This window comes from Pseudomonas sp. MWU12-2037, from assembly GCF_023242345.1.
Taxonomy (GTDB): Bacteria; Pseudomonadota; Gammaproteobacteria; order Pseudomonadales; family Pseudomonadaceae; genus Aquipseudomonas; species Aquipseudomonas gingeri_D.
In genome coordinates this window covers 61,186-75,695 of sequence record NZ_JALLIZ010000023.1, presented here as the reverse complement: position 1 = coordinate 75,695, position 14,510 = coordinate 61,186, and the positions used below count along the sequence as shown (strand labels likewise).

The 14,510-nt window shown below is 65.8% G+C and carries 10 protein-coding genes; 5 read left to right on the top strand and 5 right to left on the bottom strand.

Features of this window, described 5'->3' with window-relative positions:
* Positions 1-101: 101 nt before the first annotated feature.
* The 4 genes from M5B42_RS28425 to M5B42_RS28410 all read right to left on the bottom strand — a co-directional run bounded on the left by M5B42_RS28425 (position 102) and on the right by M5B42_RS28410 (position 6,151).
* Positions 102-1,241, bottom strand: a complete 1,140-nt coding sequence (locus M5B42_RS28425; protein ID WP_248747689.1) for an LLM class flavin-dependent oxidoreductase — start codon at positions 1,239-1,241, stop codon at positions 102-104.
* On the bottom strand, positions 1,231-2,247 hold the full coding sequence (locus M5B42_RS28420; protein ID WP_248747688.1) for an LLM class flavin-dependent oxidoreductase: 1,017 nt from the start codon (positions 2,245-2,247) through the stop codon (positions 1,231-1,233). The genes M5B42_RS28425 and M5B42_RS28420 overlap by 11 nt, the downstream gene beginning before the upstream one ends.
* Positions 2,248-2,322: 75 nt before the next feature.
* Positions 2,323-3,651: an LLM class flavin-dependent oxidoreductase gene (locus tag M5B42_RS28415; RefSeq protein ID WP_248747687.1), complete on the bottom strand. Its 1,329-nt coding sequence runs from the start codon at positions 3,649-3,651 to the stop codon at positions 2,323-2,325.
* 64 nt (positions 3,652-3,715) lie between these two features.
* Entirely contained in the window at positions 3,716-6,151 is a 2,436-nt protein-coding gene (locus M5B42_RS28410; RefSeq protein ID WP_248747686.1) for a TonB-dependent receptor, read from the bottom strand.
* A gap of 472 nt (positions 6,152-6,623) precedes the next feature.
* Here M5B42_RS28410 and M5B42_RS28405 point away from each other — a divergent pair, with 472 nt between their 5' ends.
* On the top strand, positions 6,624-7,634 hold the full coding sequence (locus M5B42_RS28405; RefSeq protein WP_248747685.1) for a P1 family peptidase: 1,011 nt from the start codon (positions 6,624-6,626) through the stop codon (positions 7,632-7,634).
* 68 nt (positions 7,635-7,702) lie between these two features.
* On the opposite strand, the gene M5B42_RS28400 is transcribed toward M5B42_RS28405, so the two are convergent.
* Complete coding sequence (locus M5B42_RS28400; RefSeq protein ID WP_248747684.1) at positions 7,703-9,082, bottom strand: tetratricopeptide repeat protein; 1,380 nt, start codon at positions 9,080-9,082, stop codon at positions 7,703-7,705.
* Between the two features lie 329 nt (positions 9,083-9,411).
* On the opposite strand from M5B42_RS28400, the gene M5B42_RS28395 reads away from it, so the two are divergent.
* The 4 genes from M5B42_RS28395 to M5B42_RS28380 are packed head-to-tail and all read left to right on the top strand — an operon-like array spanning position 9,412 to position 14,496.
* Positions 9,412-11,022 (top strand): ABC transporter substrate-binding protein, encoded by a 1,611-nt coding sequence (locus tag M5B42_RS28395; RefSeq protein WP_248747683.1) that lies wholly within the window; start codon positions 9,412-9,414, stop codon positions 11,020-11,022.
* Complete coding sequence (locus M5B42_RS28390) at positions 11,019-12,008, top strand: ABC transporter permease (RefSeq protein WP_248747682.1); 990 nt, start codon at positions 11,019-11,021, stop codon at positions 12,006-12,008. Before M5B42_RS28395 ends, M5B42_RS28390 begins: the two co-directional genes overlap by 4 nt.
* Entirely contained in the window at positions 12,008-12,856 is an 849-nt protein-coding gene (locus tag M5B42_RS28385) for an ABC transporter permease (RefSeq protein ID WP_177101819.1), read from the top strand. Before M5B42_RS28390 ends, M5B42_RS28385 begins: the two co-directional genes overlap by 1 nt.
* On the top strand, positions 12,853-14,496 hold the full coding sequence (locus M5B42_RS28380; protein ID WP_248747681.1) for an ABC transporter ATP-binding protein: 1,644 nt from the start codon (positions 12,853-12,855) through the stop codon (positions 14,494-14,496). Before M5B42_RS28385 ends, M5B42_RS28380 begins: the two co-directional genes overlap by 4 nt.
* The last annotated feature ends 14 nt before the right edge of the window (positions 14,497-14,510 follow it).

Below are 14,510 nucleotides of genomic sequence, written 5' to 3'. Positions count from 1 at the left end.
GCTTGTGGCGATTTCAAGGCCCTCTTCGCTGGCAAGCCCAGCTCCTACAGGACGGTGTCGAACCGAGAGTTTGCATACGACCGAAGATCCAATCAGGGCGCCTACAGGACCGTGCGCTGCTCGACGCTCCTGCTTGAGATACGCCGCAATAGCGGCAACAACTCAGCCCCCAGATGAATCGCCTCTTCCAGATGCGGAAAGCCCGACAGGATAAAACTGTCGACGCCCAACTGGTGATACTCCTCGATCCGTTCCGCCACCTGTTCATAGCTCCCCACCAGGGCCGTTCCGGCACCGCCACGCACCAGACCCACACCAGCCCACAGATTGGCCGACACCTCCAGCTCCCGGGCGCCGCGCCCGCGACCTTCGGCCAAGCGCGTCTGGCGCGTCTGCCCGACGGACTCATACGCGGCCATCTGTACTTGGGCGCGGTCGATGGCGTCCTTGGGAATCTCCGCCAGCAACCGTTCGACATGGGCCCAGGCCGCATCGTCGGTGGGCGCGGCGAAAATATGCAGGCGCAAACCAAAGCGCAAGGTCCGCCCCTGGGCCGCCGCCAGTTCGCGCATCCGGCGGATACGCTCGGCAATCAGCAAGGGCGGCTCGCACCACATCAGGTGGGTCTGTGCATGGGCCGCGCCGACCCGTTCCGCGGCCTCGGACGCGCCGCCGAAATAGATCGCCGGGGCGGGCGCCGCAGGGGCAATCGGCGAGGCGTTGACGCTGCGGTAGTAGCGTCCGTGATGGGGCTGGCCGTTGCCCGCCCAGACTGCCTGGAACACTTCGAGAAACTCGGCGGTCCGCGCATAACGTTCATCGTGCTCCAGAAAATCCCCCAGCGAACGCTGCTCGAAACGGCTGGAGCCGCTGACCACATGCAGAGCCAGGCGGTTATCGCTGAGCAACTGCAGGGTCGCGGCGCGATGGGCGGTGTAGGCGGGCAGCTCCAGGCCCGGGCGCAAGGTCAGCAGGAATTTCAGCCGCCGCACTTCCTGGGCCAGCACCGCGGTGATCAGCCAGGGATCTTCGAAGCCGCTGGCGGTGGGCACCATGATCGCGTCGAAGCCGCCGTATTCGGCGGCGCGGACGATCTGGCGCAGGTAGTCGAGGGTCGGCGCTCGTTCGCCCTGCTGGAACAACCCGACTTTGGGCAGGCCGCTGCTGGTCAGGTGGCGACCGTCGCCGTTGGTGGGCAGGAACCAGTCGATCTCGATGTTCTGGCGTGGATCATTCGGCATGCTGGGTGCGCTCCTTGCGCAGGCCTTGGGCGGTAAGCAACGGCAGGATCTGTTCGCCGAAGCGCAGGACTTCATGCACTGCCGGCTGACCGACCAGGATGATCTGTTCGATGCCCAGGCCGTGCAGCTCCTGTAGCCGGGTAGCGACCTGATGCGGCGTGCCGACGATAAACACCGGCTGATCGGCACGTGGTTGCCAGAGATTGGGGTGCAGCTCGAAGTGCCGCACCGGCTGGTGCTCGCGGGTGAGCCGGAGCAACGACGGGGCGCTGTCCGGGGGCTTGATCCCCAGGGTTTCCAGGTGGGCGGCCGCCGCTTCCCAGGCTTCCTCCTCGGTGTCCCTGAACAGCAGGCCGAAGGAGCAGACGAAGCCAAGGCCCGGGGCATCGGCGCGCAAGCGCTGGATCTCCTGTTGCAGTGGGTTCGGCGCCCGGCTGCGTAGCAGGCAGGTTCGGGCATGGCCGGCGATCAGCGCGCTGTCCTGAGAGTCGTCGAGGATGATCGGTGGGGCCGGGAGCTGGCGCCGCGCGACGCCGGCGCTCTCCAGCTGGAAGTAGCGCCCGTTGTAGTGGAACTCGCTGCCGGCGGGGGCCAGCAGCTGCGTGAGGATGTCCAGGTACTCGCCGATACGTTCATGGCGCTGGTCACGGTTGAGCCATTCACCGAACACCTGGCGCAGGCTGCCCTGTTCGCCGTCGGGCAGGTGCAGGCGCACGCGATTGGCGCTGATCGATTGCAGGCTTTGTACGGTGGTGGCGAGGGCCGCCGGCAACATGACTTCGGGCGGTACGCTGACCGTCAGGTGGACCCGACGGGTGTGGGCGCACAAGGTCGCCGCCACGCCGAGGCTGTCAGCGCACTGCGCGCCACCGGGCACCCAGAGCCCATCAAGGCCGGCGTATTCCACGGCCTGGGCCAGTTGAATCCACTGCGCGGGATGGCGCGCCCAGGAGGTGGTACCGTCGGTGTCGCACAAGGGCAACTGCCAGCTGAACTCAAGGGCCATGCACGGGCTCCGTCAAAGGGGCGCAGACCCGCCGCCCGAATTCACTCATCCTACCCTCGATGGGGCGCTCGCCGCTCATGATCGGCTGAACCGGTTGGCCGGACGCGGCAGCCCGAGGTTTTCCCGCAGGGTGCGGCCTTCGTATTCGCGGCGGAACAGCCCGCGTTCCTGCAACAACGGGATCACCTGGTCGACAAACACTTCGATGGCGCCCGGGTAGTAGGGGAAGAACACATTGAAGCCGTCGCAGGCCCGGGCCTGGAACCAGGCCTCGAAACTGTCGGCGATATCGACCGGGGTACCGATCACCGGGTTGCCGCCGGCCAAGCGCAGGTACAGCTGGCGGATGCTGAGGTTTTCCTGGCGGGCCAGCTCCAGCACCTTGTCCCGGCGACTGCCGCGTTGGCCGACCGGGGTCTCCGGTAATGGGCCGTCGAGGTCGTAGCCGCTCAGGTCGATATCGTCACCGAGGGTATCGGCCAGCAGGCGCAGGCCGAGGACCGGGTCGATCAGCGCCTGGAACGCTTCGAACAGGGCCTGGGCCTGCTCGCGGGTATCGGCGATAAAGGGCGTGATACCGGGAAGGATCTTGATATGGTCCGGGTCGCGGTCGAAGTCGGCGGCCCGGGCCTTGATATCCTGGTAGAACGCCTGGGCCCCGGCCAGGTCGTGGTGGGCGGCGAAGATCACTTCGGCCACCCGCGCCGCCAGGGTTTTGCCGGCCTCCGAAGCCCCAGCCTGGACCAGCACCGGATGGCCCTGGGGTGGGCGGGCGACGTTCAGCGGGCCGCGCACCGAGAAGTGTTCGCCGCGGTGGTTCAGGGTGTGCAGCTTGCTTGGATCGAAGTACTGGCCACTGGCTTTGTCGCGGACGAACGCGTCATCGTCCCAACTGTCCCACAGGCCCTTGACCACATCGTGGAATTCCTCGGCGCGCTGATAGCGGTCGCCGTGGTCGATATGGCTTTCCCGGCCGAAATTCCAGGCCTCGTCGGAGACCACCGAAGTCACCAGGTTCCAGGCCGCGCGGCCCTTGGACAGGTGGTCGAGGGAGGCGAACTTGCGGGCGATATGGTAGGGCTCGTTGTAGCTGGTGGTCGCGGTGGCGATCAGGCCGATATGGCGGGTGACGGCCGCGAGGGCGGACATCAGGGTCAGCGGTTCGAAGTGTTCGGCCCGGGCGCAGCGGCTCAGGGCATCGTGATGATGACCCCAGAGCGCAACCACATCGGCGACGAACAGCGCGTCGAACTTGCCGCGTTCGGCGGTTTCGGCAATCGTCTTGAAGTGCTCGAAATCCAGGCTGGCATCGGCCTGGCCTAGGGGATGACGCCAGGCGGCGAGATGATGGCCGCTGTTGGCGAGAAAGGCGCCGAGCTTGAGTTGATCGGTACGACGGGTCATTGCAGGCTCCCGGTAAACAAGGCGGCAGCGCCGGGCCATCGGGCCGCGCGTGCCGCCAGGACGGTCAGAAGTTGTAGGTCAGGCCGGTGTACCAGTAGCCGCCCGTGGTGCCGTAGGGCGAGAAGTTGCCGTAGGGGTAGGCCCCCGAGGCACTGGGCAGGTTGGTGCGTTCCGGGTACAGGTTGAAGACGTTGTTGGCCCCGGCATTGAGGGTCAGGCTCTTGGTCAGGTGGTAGTCGACGTTCAGGTCGGTGATCCAGGCCGCCGAGAAACTGCGGTCGTAGATCGCCGCGGTGCCGTACTGGGTGTACTCGCCATAGCGGGTCAGGTTCAGGCCGATCTCGAACTTGTCGATGCTCCAGACGGTGCCCAGCAACAGCTTGGAATCCGGCAGGCCGTGCTTGAGGTTGCCCTGGCGCTGGCGGTCGTAACCGCCGTCCGGGCCCAAGGCCTGCTGGGCGGCGTCGGAGGCGTGGATGGCATCGATCGCGGTGGTGTTCCAGTTGAAGCCCAGGGTGTAGCGCAGGTTGCCGTAGGCACCGATGTCCTGCCGGTAGTCGCCGACCAGGTCGACGCCGCGGGTGGTGGTGTCGAGGGCGTTGGTGAAGTAGGTCACCGCCTGGTTGGTCGGCAGCCCGGCCGCCGCGAGGATCGCCTCGATCTGCGGGGTGCCGCCCAGGTAGCCGGTCTGGGCGATGCGGTCCTTGATCTTGATCTGGTAGGCATCCAGGGTGACGCTGGCGTTGTCGATCGGTTGCAGGGTCAGGCCGAAGCCGATGTTGGTCGACTTCTCCGGTTTCAGGGTGGTGGCGCCGAGGGCCTTGGCCACCGTCGAATCCACCGCGACATTGCGGTAGTCGAACAGGTTGCCGTTGACGCTGGTCTGCGAGGTCGAGCTGTAGATCTGCTGCGACAGCGACGGCGCGCGGAAGCCGGTGCTGAAGGTGCCGCGCACGGCGAGGATCGGGGTCAACTGGTAACGGGTGGAGAACTTGCCGTTGGTGGTGGTGCCCGAACCGTCGTTGTAGTACTCGTAGCGCCCGGCGAGGTCGACGTGCCACTTGTCGGTCAGGTCCTGGCCGATCTCGCCATAGCCGGCCACGCTGGTGCGGCTTTTCTCCGCGGCGTCGGCCGGAGTGGTGCCGGCACCGGAAATGGTTCCCGGCGCAATCGGCGCGCCGCTGGCACCGGTGCTGAAGTCGCCGAGGGCATAGGAGTCATAGTCGCCCTTGCCGATCTTGTAGCTCTCGAAGCGTTGTTCCAGGCCCCAGGAAATCTGCGTCGGCTTGGCCAGGCCGAGGTCGAAGGCGCGGGTCAGGTCGAGGTTGTTGGTCCATTGGCTGAAGGTCTTGGCCCCGGTGTCCACCGAGGTCGGCGAGTCCGGGCCGAAGCTCAGGTTATAGGTGTGGCGCAGGGTGGCCTCGGCATGATCCTGGCCGTAGGTGCTGGACAGGTCGTAGTCCCAGCCGGCGGCCTTGCCCTTGCCGCCGAAGGCCACCTGGAAGTCGTTTTCGATAAACCGCAGGGTGTCTTCGATGCCCTCCGGGAACGGCGTGGCGATCCCGTCGAAGCTCGCCGGCTGGTGGAAGGCCAGGGGTTTTTCCGAGTTGCGCCGGGTGTAGGTGGAGAACGAGTAGAGGGTCAGGGCATCGTCCACCGGCAGTTCGGCGTTGTAGCCGAAGCTGAAGTTGCGCGCCTGGGGCAGGCCGGTGCCGTAGTAGGTATGGCGCTCGCTGGTGTTGCCGGCGCTGTCGGTGTAGGGCGCGTCGTCGGAGCGGTCGGAGGTGTTCTGTTTCTTCACGTCCAGGGCCAGGTTGATAAAGCCGTCGTTGGGCAGTGACAGCCCCAGGTCGCCGGTTTGTCGGGTGGTGGCGCCGTCGCCGTTTTCAAAGTTCTGGCCGTAGCGGGTGCTGAGGCTGCCGCCATGGTCGGTCTGCTTGAGCACGATATTGATCACGCCGCCGATGGCGTCCGAGCCGTATTGCGCGGAGGCGCCGTCGCGCAGCACTTCGACATGGTCCACCAGGGCGGTGGGGATCATGTCCAGGTCCACCGGTTGCGAGCCGGAGTTGAGGTAGGTGCCGTTGTTCAGCAGTGCGCTGTTGTGGCGGCGCTTGCCGTTGACCAGCACCAGCACCTGGTCGCCGTTGAGGCCGCGCAGGCTGATGGGGCGCACCACCGAGGTCGAGCCGAAGCCGGAGGAGGTCGGCTGGTTCAGCGAGGGCAGCACCTTGTTCAGGGCGGCGGTGAGATCGCCCTGGCCGGTGGCGAGCAACTGCTTGGAGGAAATCACGTCCACCGGCGCCGGGCTGTCGGCCAGGGTGCGGGCCTGGCCACGGTTGCCGATGACCACCACGGTGTCCAGGGGGTTATCGCTGGTGGTGTCGGCGGCCAGGGTCAGGCTGCTGTAGCTCAGTGCCTCGCACACGGCCAGGAACAGCAGGCTGTGGGTGAAGGTGTTGCGGGTGGGGCGCCGGTTGGCGGCACGTGTTGAACTCATGATGTGAATCGCTCCAGTGTGGTCCCCGCTCTGCGCCCTGGTGGGGGGCGATCGTGGCGGGTGAGGCGACGGGTGTGTGGGGCGTCGCCAGTGAGGTCAGTGGCGGCTTGTTGCCGGGCCGGGGGGGCGGCCTGCGGTCTCAAGCTCTGGTCAGGGCTGTAGAGCAAAGCCTGTGCCATTCTTTAAAAGCCTTTTTAAACAAGTAGTTAGCTCGTTTGTCGGGCAATGGCTGGTGTTTTTCTAGCAGCGGCGATTCAGGCTGTTGGTTTTTCTACAGCGCGCCCGTGGCGGGAGGTTCGGGGGGGTGGGTTGTTGGTTTTCCAGCAGTCGCCCGGGGGTGCTGGTGGGTTAGCAACAGTGGTACGGGAGGGGGCGCTAATGAAGTCGGGTGCGAGAGTGGTGGCACAGGCTTTGCTGGACCGTTGCGATCACGCTCCACTATGGAAGCCAACCACTTGTCAGGAAGTTTTTTATGCCACAACCGGGTTCCCGCAATCTGCTCACCGATGTGCCGGGCGTGTCTGTCGGGCATGCCACCGATGAGCATGTCGACACTGGTGTGACGGTGATTCGTACCGACGGCGCCTGGACGGCGAGCATCGATATTCGCGGCGGTGGTCCGGGTGGTCGCGAGTCGGCGGCCCTGGAGCCGGAAAACATGGTCGGGCAACTGCATGCGCTGGTGTTTGCCGGCGGCTCGGTGTTCGGCCTGGGGGCGGCGGATGCGGTGGCGGCGGCGTTGTCGCAGCAGGCAGTGGGTTTGCATCTCAAGCCTGGTGCGCCAGCGATTCCCATTGTTCCTGCGGCGGTGCTGCACGATCTGGCCAACGGCGGGGACAAGGACTGGGGATTGGAGCCGCCTTATCGCCGGCTGGGTTTCGAGGCGCTGCAAAGCGCCTCGCAAGACTTTGCCCAGGGCTCGGTGGGAGCGGGGCGGGGGGCTATGGCCGGGGTGCTCAAGGGCGGACTGGGTTCGGCATCGCTGGTGCTGGGTGATGGTTGGGTGGTGGCGGCGCTGGTGGTCGCCAATCCGATCGGCTCCGTCTATATGCCGGATGGCGAGACGTTCTGGGCCTGGCCCTGGGAGATCGCCGGGGAGTTTGGTGGTGTGCGTCCGGGGGCACCGATGGACGCCAGCGATCCGATGCCGGAACTGTCCCGGCTGGATTCCATGGGGCGGTTGCAGGCCGGGGCCAATACCACCTTGGTGGCGGTGGCCTGCAATGCCCGGTTGACCACCGCCGAGTGCAAGCGCGTGGCGATCATGGCCCAGGACGGCATTGCCCGCGCGGTGCGCCCGGCGCATCTGCCGTTTGATGGCGACACGGTGTTTGCCATGGCTTCCGGCGCGGTCGAGCTGGTGGACGGGCCGCGTCGCCAGGTGCAGATCGGCTGCCTCGGCAGCGCCGCCGCCGATTGCGTGGCGCGGGCGATTGCCCGGGGTGTTTTCGAAGCCCGGCGCGAGGCGCCGAATGGCCTGTAGGTCTGGGATCTTGAGCATGTCACGAACCTTGTGGGAGCTGGCAAGCCAGCTCCCACAGTGGATCGCGTTCAGCCAGGAATTACTTGTGTTGCCATTACCTGCTTGATTCGCTCTCGGGCCTGGCTGGCTTGCACAGGCAGCCCGAGTTCGGTGTAAACCTGTTCCAGATGGCGGTTGGTCGGGACATCCAGCGGGTCGTAGCCACGGCGCAGTTCCAACGTCTGCTGTGCCGCCCGCCAGTCCCCGCCGCGCAGGCGGGCGTCGAGTTCGATTTGCGCGAACAGATCCCGCTGTGCGTGACTGCCGCCGATATCGTTGAGCCGTGGCAGCACACCACTCAGCCGCTGCACAGCCAGTTCCCAATCACCCCGGGCCTGGGCCAGCAAGCCTTGCGCCAATGGCACCGTCACCTCGGCCCAGGTCGTGCGGCTGAACGCCGGCGCCCTGGAGGCGTGGGCCAGCAGCGACTCAAGCAGATGATCGGCTTCAGGTTTTCCGGCTCTGGCCAGGCCGTACAGATACTGCACGCTGAGGAAGGGTTGCACCGTATCCTCCGTGCGTTTCTGCAGATAGGGCGCCAGCGCCTGCCAGCGTTCACCGATATCGATGCCGGTCAGCTCCAGGCGGGTCAGCAGCGATACCGCGCCGACCTGATCCTGGGAGTACTCCGGCAGGATGCCCCAGACATGTCGGTCATAAATCTCCAGGGCGCGTTGCTCATGGCCGCGGGCCAGGTAGAACAGCGCCAGATGCCACCAGTTGTGGGTGTACATGAAGGAGTTGAGGCCCTGCCAATGGTCCTTCACGTTTTCCATGAAGTCGATGCCTTCCTCGATCCGGCCCCGGGTCAGCAGCACATGGGCCAGGGCGTGTTGGGCCCAGGGCTCGTCGGCTTGCAGGGCAAGGGCCTGGCGGGCGGCGGCTTCGGCGTCGTCCAGCAGGTGGCATTGTTCATAGGCGAAGGCCAGCAGGCCGTGGCTATGGGCGATATCCGGCGCCGCGTCGCGGGCCTTGAGGGCGATGCGCAACAACGCCGGCCAGTTGCCGCGATTGAACTCCACGTATTGGGTGAGCTTGGCGGCGAACAGGTCCCGGGGAAAGCGTTCCAGCAGTTGTTCGCCGAGGCCGAGCACTTGCCCCAGGTCGTCGGCGATCCAGGCGCGCAGCAGGGCCAGGTACAGGTCGGCCCGGGCATGTCCGGCGGGGGTGGCGCTTGCCCGCTGCCGGTAGCGTTCGGCCAGGACCGGGCCTTCGGGGGATTCGCTGAACATCAGCAGGATGCCGGCGAAGGCATTGGCCAGGCGTGACTGCGGATCGGCGTCGGCGGTGGCGAGGATCGACTCGGCGCGAGGGTGGTAGCCGAGAAAACCGCCGATGAACGCGTCGATGCCTTCGCGGGTCGCGGCGTGCTCGGTGTCGAGGGGGTTGCCCAGATAATCCAGTGACATGCTCTTGAGACTCGGTGGTTCGAAGGCAGCGGGTCTCGCAAGGCTTGTGCCAGTCCTGCACAGGAGGCGTATCCCTCAAGTCATGCATCGTCAGGACTGACGTCTTCGCGGGGCAAGACGGCTCCTACAGGATCGTGACGGCTGCTGCTTTTTCCACAGCCGGGCCAGTGGCTGTGGTTTTTTCATCAGCGCCAGCGCCCTCGAAAACCGCTCAAAGCCCGCAAAAGACCGCCTTCCAGGCCCTGGCACAGGCCTTGCTAAACCGCTTCAAAGGGCCGGGCGCCTGTCCGTGGTTGCCTGCCTGATGAATCTTTTCTGCGGAGCCCGCCATGCCTGATCTCACCCCGACCCATTCGTCTCGCACCCGGCCCCTGCGCCGGGTGTTGCTCGGCCTTGCGGCTGGTGCGTTGATCCTGGCCGGCAGCGTCCAGGCCGAGCCCCGGGAGGGCGGCGTACTGAACCTGGTGGCCCAGCCGGAGCCGCCGTCGTTGATGCATGGGGTGGTCAGCCACGTCTCGACCCAGTACGTCAGCGGCAAGATCCTCCAGGGCCTGCTCACCTACGACACCGCGCTCCAGCCCGAGCCGGTGCTGGCAAAAAGCTGGACGATTGCCCCCGACGGCCTAACCTACACCTTCGACCTGCAGGACGGCGTGCATTGGCATGACGGCCAGCCCTTCACCTCGGCCGACGTGGTGTTCAGCTTCCAGACCTTCTACCCGGAGGTGGACAAACGTCTGGGCGGGATCTTTACCGACTATGTGACCTCCATCGAGGCCACGGGGCCGTTGCAGGTGGTCTTCCACCTGAAGAAACCCTTCGCCCCCTTGCTCTCTTCCCTGGGCAGCGGCCTGCGCCCCGTGGTGCCCCGGCACCTCTACGAGGGCTCGGATTTTCGCAACAACCCCTACAACCTCAAGCCCGTGGGCACCGGGCCGTTTGTCTTCGAAGAATGGAAACGCGGCGCCTATATCAAGCTGGGGAAGAACAAGGACTACTGGAAAAAAGGCCTGCCGCACCTCGACGGCATCGTCTTCCACGTGATTCCCGATGCCTCGTCCCGGGCCGCCGCGTTCGAACGCGGGGATATCCAGGCACTGCGCAGCGGCGACGCCGACTACTCCGATCTCAAGCGCCTGACCGCCTTGCCCGGCGTGCAGTCTTCGGAGAAAGGCTGGGAGCTGTATGCCGGCCTGGCCTTTCTGCAGATCAACACCCGCAAGCCACCGCTGAACAATCCCAAGGTGCGCCAGGCGATCCTCTATGCGCTGAACCGGCAGTTTATCGTCGACAATATTTTCTTCGGTTCCGGCAAGGTCGCCCAGGGGCCGTTTGTTTCCACCACGCCGTATCACGACCCGAACCTGCCGCAGTACAGCTATGACCTGAAGAAGGCCAAGGCGCTGATCGCCGAGTCCGGCGTGGATGTCGGCGCGGTGCGTATCCGCCTGCTCAACGGTGAGAAGGGCGGCGCCTGGGAGCGCCTGGCCGAATACACCAAGCAGGCCCTGCAACCCCTGGGCTTCAAGGTCCAGGTAGTCACCTCGGATGCCGCCACCTGGTTCCAGCGGGTCAGCGACTGGGACTTCGACCTGACCTACAACTTCATCTTCCAGATCGGCGACCCCTACCTGACCACCGCCTACCTCTATCGCTCGGACTACATCCTCAAGACCTCACCGTTTGCCAATGTCAGCGGTTACAACAGCCCGCAGGCCGATGCCTTGTGGAATCAGGTCGCCGACACCCCGGAAGGCGAGCAGCGCCGCCAGGTCTACAGCCGCCTGGAAAACCAGCTGAACATCGACCTGCCCATCGCGCCGATCTTCGAAATGCGCTACCCGACGCTGTTCCACAGCCAGGTCAAGAACCTGCTGCAAACCGCCACCAGCCTCAACGAGGACGATGAAAGCGTCTACCTCGACGGCCCGGCGCCATGAACCTGTTGCGCTTCCTCGGCGCCCGCTTGAGTCGGGCGCTGCTGATGATCCTCGGGGTGCTGGTGCTGAGCTTCCTGCTGATCCGCCTGACCCCTGGCGATCCGGCCTTGCTGATGGCCGGCGAGGCCGGCGTCGACGATGTGCACTACATCGACAACCTGCGGCATGACATGGGCCTGGACCAGCCGCTGGCCCGGCAACTGTTGATCTACCTGGGGCAGGTCGCGCACCTGGACCTGGGGTATTCCTACCGCAACCAGACCTCGGTCTGGTCGCTGATCGCCGAGCGCCTGCCCGCCACCCTGGCGCTGATGGGCTCGGCGTTCCTGCTCTCGTCCCTGGCGGGGATCGCCCTCGGCGTGCTCGCGGCCCGTAGCCGGGAGCGCCGGCCCTGGTTGGACGGGCTGATTTCCCAAGGCGCTTTGCTGCTCTACGCCGTGCCGACCTTCTGGCTGGCGATGCTGCTGATCCTGTTGTTTTCCGTACACCTTGACTGGTTGCCGGCCTTTGGCCTGGAGACCGTGGCCGCGGACTTCCACGGCTGGGCCTGGCTGGCGGACCGGCTGCGTCATCTGCTGCTGCCGTGCCTGTCCCTGAGTTTTCTGTTCCTGGCCCTGTATATCCATCTGACCCGCGCCGCGACCCTTGAAGCGCTGGGCCAGGAATATGTCTACACCGCCCGGGCCAAGGGCCTGACCCCACGGCGCATTCTCTGGGCCCATGTCCTGCGTAATGGGCTGCTGCCGGTGGTGACCTTTGCCGGCCTGCAACTGGGACAACTGGCCAGCGGCGCCTTGCTGGTGGAGGTGGTCTATTCCTGGCCGGGCATCGGTCGGCTGATGTACGACGCCCTGGCGCAACGTGACTACGGCGTGTTGATGGGCGGCTTCCTGGTGATCTCGACGCTGGTGGTCGGTTTCAACCTGTTGACCGATCTGGCCTGCCGGTTGCTGGACCCGCGTATCGGCGCCCAGGGTCAGTCCTGATGAATGAGGTTTCAGTGATTCGACGTTTTCTCGCACAACCTTCGGCGCTGATCGGCGCCGGTTTCCTGCTGTTGCTGAGCCTGCTGGCGCTGGCCGCGCCCTGGCTGACCGACAGTACGCCCTGGGAGATGAACACCACGCCGCTGTTGGCACCGTTCCAGGACCCGGCCCATTGGCTGGGCAGCGATATGCTTGGGCGCGATCTCGGCAGCGGCTTGTTGTACGGCGCCCGGGTGTCCCTGGCGGTGGCCGTCCTTTCGAGCCTGGCGACCTTGCTGGTGGGCGCCCTGGTGGGCGCGGTCGCCGGCTATTTCGGTGGTTGGCTCGATGGTGTGCTGATGCGTATCGCGGAGTTCTTCCAGATCATTCCGCAACTGGTGCTGGCGGTGATCCTGGTGGCGGTACTGGAACCCTCTCTGGGCTCCATTGTGCTGGCGATCACCCTGGTGGCCTGGCCAGGAGTAGCGCGCCTGGTACGTGGCGAATTCCTCAGCCTGCGCCAGCGCGAGTTTGTCCAGGCGGCCCAGGTTCTGGGGCAGTCGCCGCTGGCGATCATCACCCGGCAAATCCTGCCCAATGCCCTGGCGCCTTTGCTGGTGACCCTGACCTTTGTGATGGCGACGGCGATTCTCACCGAGGCCGCGTTGGCGTTTCTCGGCCTCGGCGATCCCGATGCCATGAGTTGGGGCTACATGATCAATGCCTCGCGCGGGCTGCTGCGCGAAGCCTGGTGGATGAGCTTGCTGCCGGGGCTGGCAATCCTGCTCTGCGTGCTGGCGGTCAATCGCGTGGGCGAAGGACTGCGGGTGGCCTTTGAGCCGACCCGTCGGCAGGGAGTCAACCCATGAGCCAGGACCGCACACCGTTGTTGAGCATCGAGCGACTGCGTATCGCTTTGCCCGCGGGCGCCGATCGCAGCCATGCGCTATATGACCTGTCGTTGTCGCTGGTGGCGGGGGAGTGCCTGTGCCTGGTGGGGGAGTCGGGTTCCGGAAAATCCATGCTGGCCAAGGCGTTGTTGCGCCTGCTGCCAGCCCCCTTGCGTGTCGAGAGCGGAACCTTGCGTTTTCGCGGCGAGGACCTGGCCGGCCGTGACGAGGAGGGGATGCGTCAGTTGCGCGGCCGGACCCTCAGTATGGTGTTCCAGGAGCCGATGAGTGCGCTTAATCCCTTGTTGAGCATCGGCCGACAGATCGATGAAACCCTGCGTGCCCATGGCGAGCGCTCGGCCCGGGTGCGCGAGCGGCGGGTGCTCGACCTGCTCGGTTATGTCGGCCTGCCTGATCCGATCCGGCTACGGCGGGCCTATCCCTTCGAGCTGTCCGGCGGTCAGCGCCAGCGGGTGGTGATCGCCATGGCCCTGGTCTTCGATCCGGACCTGCTGATCGCCGACGAACCGACCTCGGCGCTGGATGTGACCACCCAGGCGCAGATCCTCGACCTGTTGCGTCGTATCCAGCGTGACAAGGGCATGGCGATAGTGTTTATCACCCACGATTTTGCCGTGGTGCGGGCGATTGCCGACCGCGTGCTGGTGCTGGAGCGCGGCCATGTGATCGAGCAGGGGTCGGCCCGACAGGTGCTCGAGGCGCCCCGCGAAGCGTATACCCAGCGTCTATTGGCGGCGGTCACGGCGCAGCCGCTGGCGCCGCGCCCGTTATTGGCCGAGGCGCCCGAGGTCCTTGGCGCGCGACAGTTGGAAAAGCACTTCGTCGGTTGTGGCGGTTGGTGGAGTCGCCGCCAGACCCAGGCCTTGGCCGGGCTCGACCTGCACCTGCGCGAAGGCGAGACCCTGGGCATCGTCGGCGAGTCGGGTTCCGGCAAGTCGACCCTGGGTCGCTGCCTGGTACGCTTGCTACAGCCGGACAGCGGCAGCCTGGAGTGGCAGGGGCATGAGGTGGCGAACCTGTCCCAGGGCCGGCTGCGGCCGATGCGCGGTGAGATCCAGATGATTTTCCAGGACCCCTTTGCCTCGCTCAACCCACGCCAGACAGTGGGGCAGATCGTTATGACCGGCCCCTTGGCCCAGGGCGTTTCCCGGGCGGAGTCGGCCCGGCGGGCCCGCGAGTTGCTGGAGCAGGTCGGTTTGCCCGCCGTAGCGTTCGAGCGTTTTCCCCATGAGTTTTCCGGCGGTCAGCGGCAACGCATCGGTATAGCCCGAGCCCTGGCCGTACGGCCGAAGATCCTGATTGCCGACGAGTGCGTCTCGGCCCTGGATGCCCTGGTCCAGGTCCAGATTCTTGAACTGCTGGAGGCCCTGCAACGGCAGTTCCGCCTGAGCCTGGTGTTTATTACCCATGACCTGCGGGTCGCGGCCCGTCTGTGCGACCGCATCGCGGTGATGCAGGGCGGACGGATTGTCGAGCAGGGCGATACGGCCCGCTTGTTTGCCGAACCGCAACATCCTTACACCCGGACCTTGCTCGGGGCCGCCGCGTTGGCGCTGCCCGATACTTCCACCGAGCCGGCGGTGGTTGGCGCACTGTGAGTGCATCCTTTTTC

What these genes read in the sequence shown, in the direction of transcription:
- M5B42_RS28425 (WP_248747689.1), bottom strand. Translation starts at nt 1,241, where the DNA reads ATGCCGAATGATCCACGCCAGAACATCGAGATCGACTGGTTCCTGCCC.
- M5B42_RS28420 (WP_248747688.1), bottom strand. Translation starts at nt 2,247, where the DNA reads ATGGCCCTTGAGTTCAGCTGGCAGTTGCCCTTGTGCGACACCGACGGT.
- M5B42_RS28415 (WP_248747687.1), bottom strand. Translation starts at nt 3,651, where the DNA reads ATGACCCGTCGTACCGATCAACTCAAGCTCGGCGCCTTTCTCGCCAAC.
- M5B42_RS28410 (WP_248747686.1), bottom strand. Translation starts at nt 6,151, where the DNA reads ATGAGTTCAACACGTGCCGCCAACCGGCGCCCCACCCGCAACACCTTC.
- M5B42_RS28405 (WP_248747685.1), top strand. Translation starts at nt 6,624, where the DNA reads ATGCCACAACCGGGTTCCCGCAATCTGCTCACCGATGTGCCGGGCGTG.
- M5B42_RS28400 (WP_248747684.1), bottom strand. Translation starts at nt 9,082, where the DNA reads ATGTCACTGGATTATCTGGGCAACCCCCTCGACACCGAGCACGCCGCG.
- M5B42_RS28395 (WP_248747683.1), top strand. Translation starts at nt 9,412, where the DNA reads ATGCCTGATCTCACCCCGACCCATTCGTCTCGCACCCGGCCCCTGCGC.
- M5B42_RS28390 (WP_248747682.1), top strand. Translation starts at nt 11,019, where the DNA reads ATGAACCTGTTGCGCTTCCTCGGCGCCCGCTTGAGTCGGGCGCTGCTG.
- M5B42_RS28385 (WP_177101819.1), top strand. Translation starts at nt 12,008, where the DNA reads ATGAATGAGGTTTCAGTGATTCGACGTTTTCTCGCACAACCTTCGGCG.
- M5B42_RS28380 (WP_248747681.1), top strand. Translation starts at nt 12,853, where the DNA reads ATGAGCCAGGACCGCACACCGTTGTTGAGCATCGAGCGACTGCGTATC.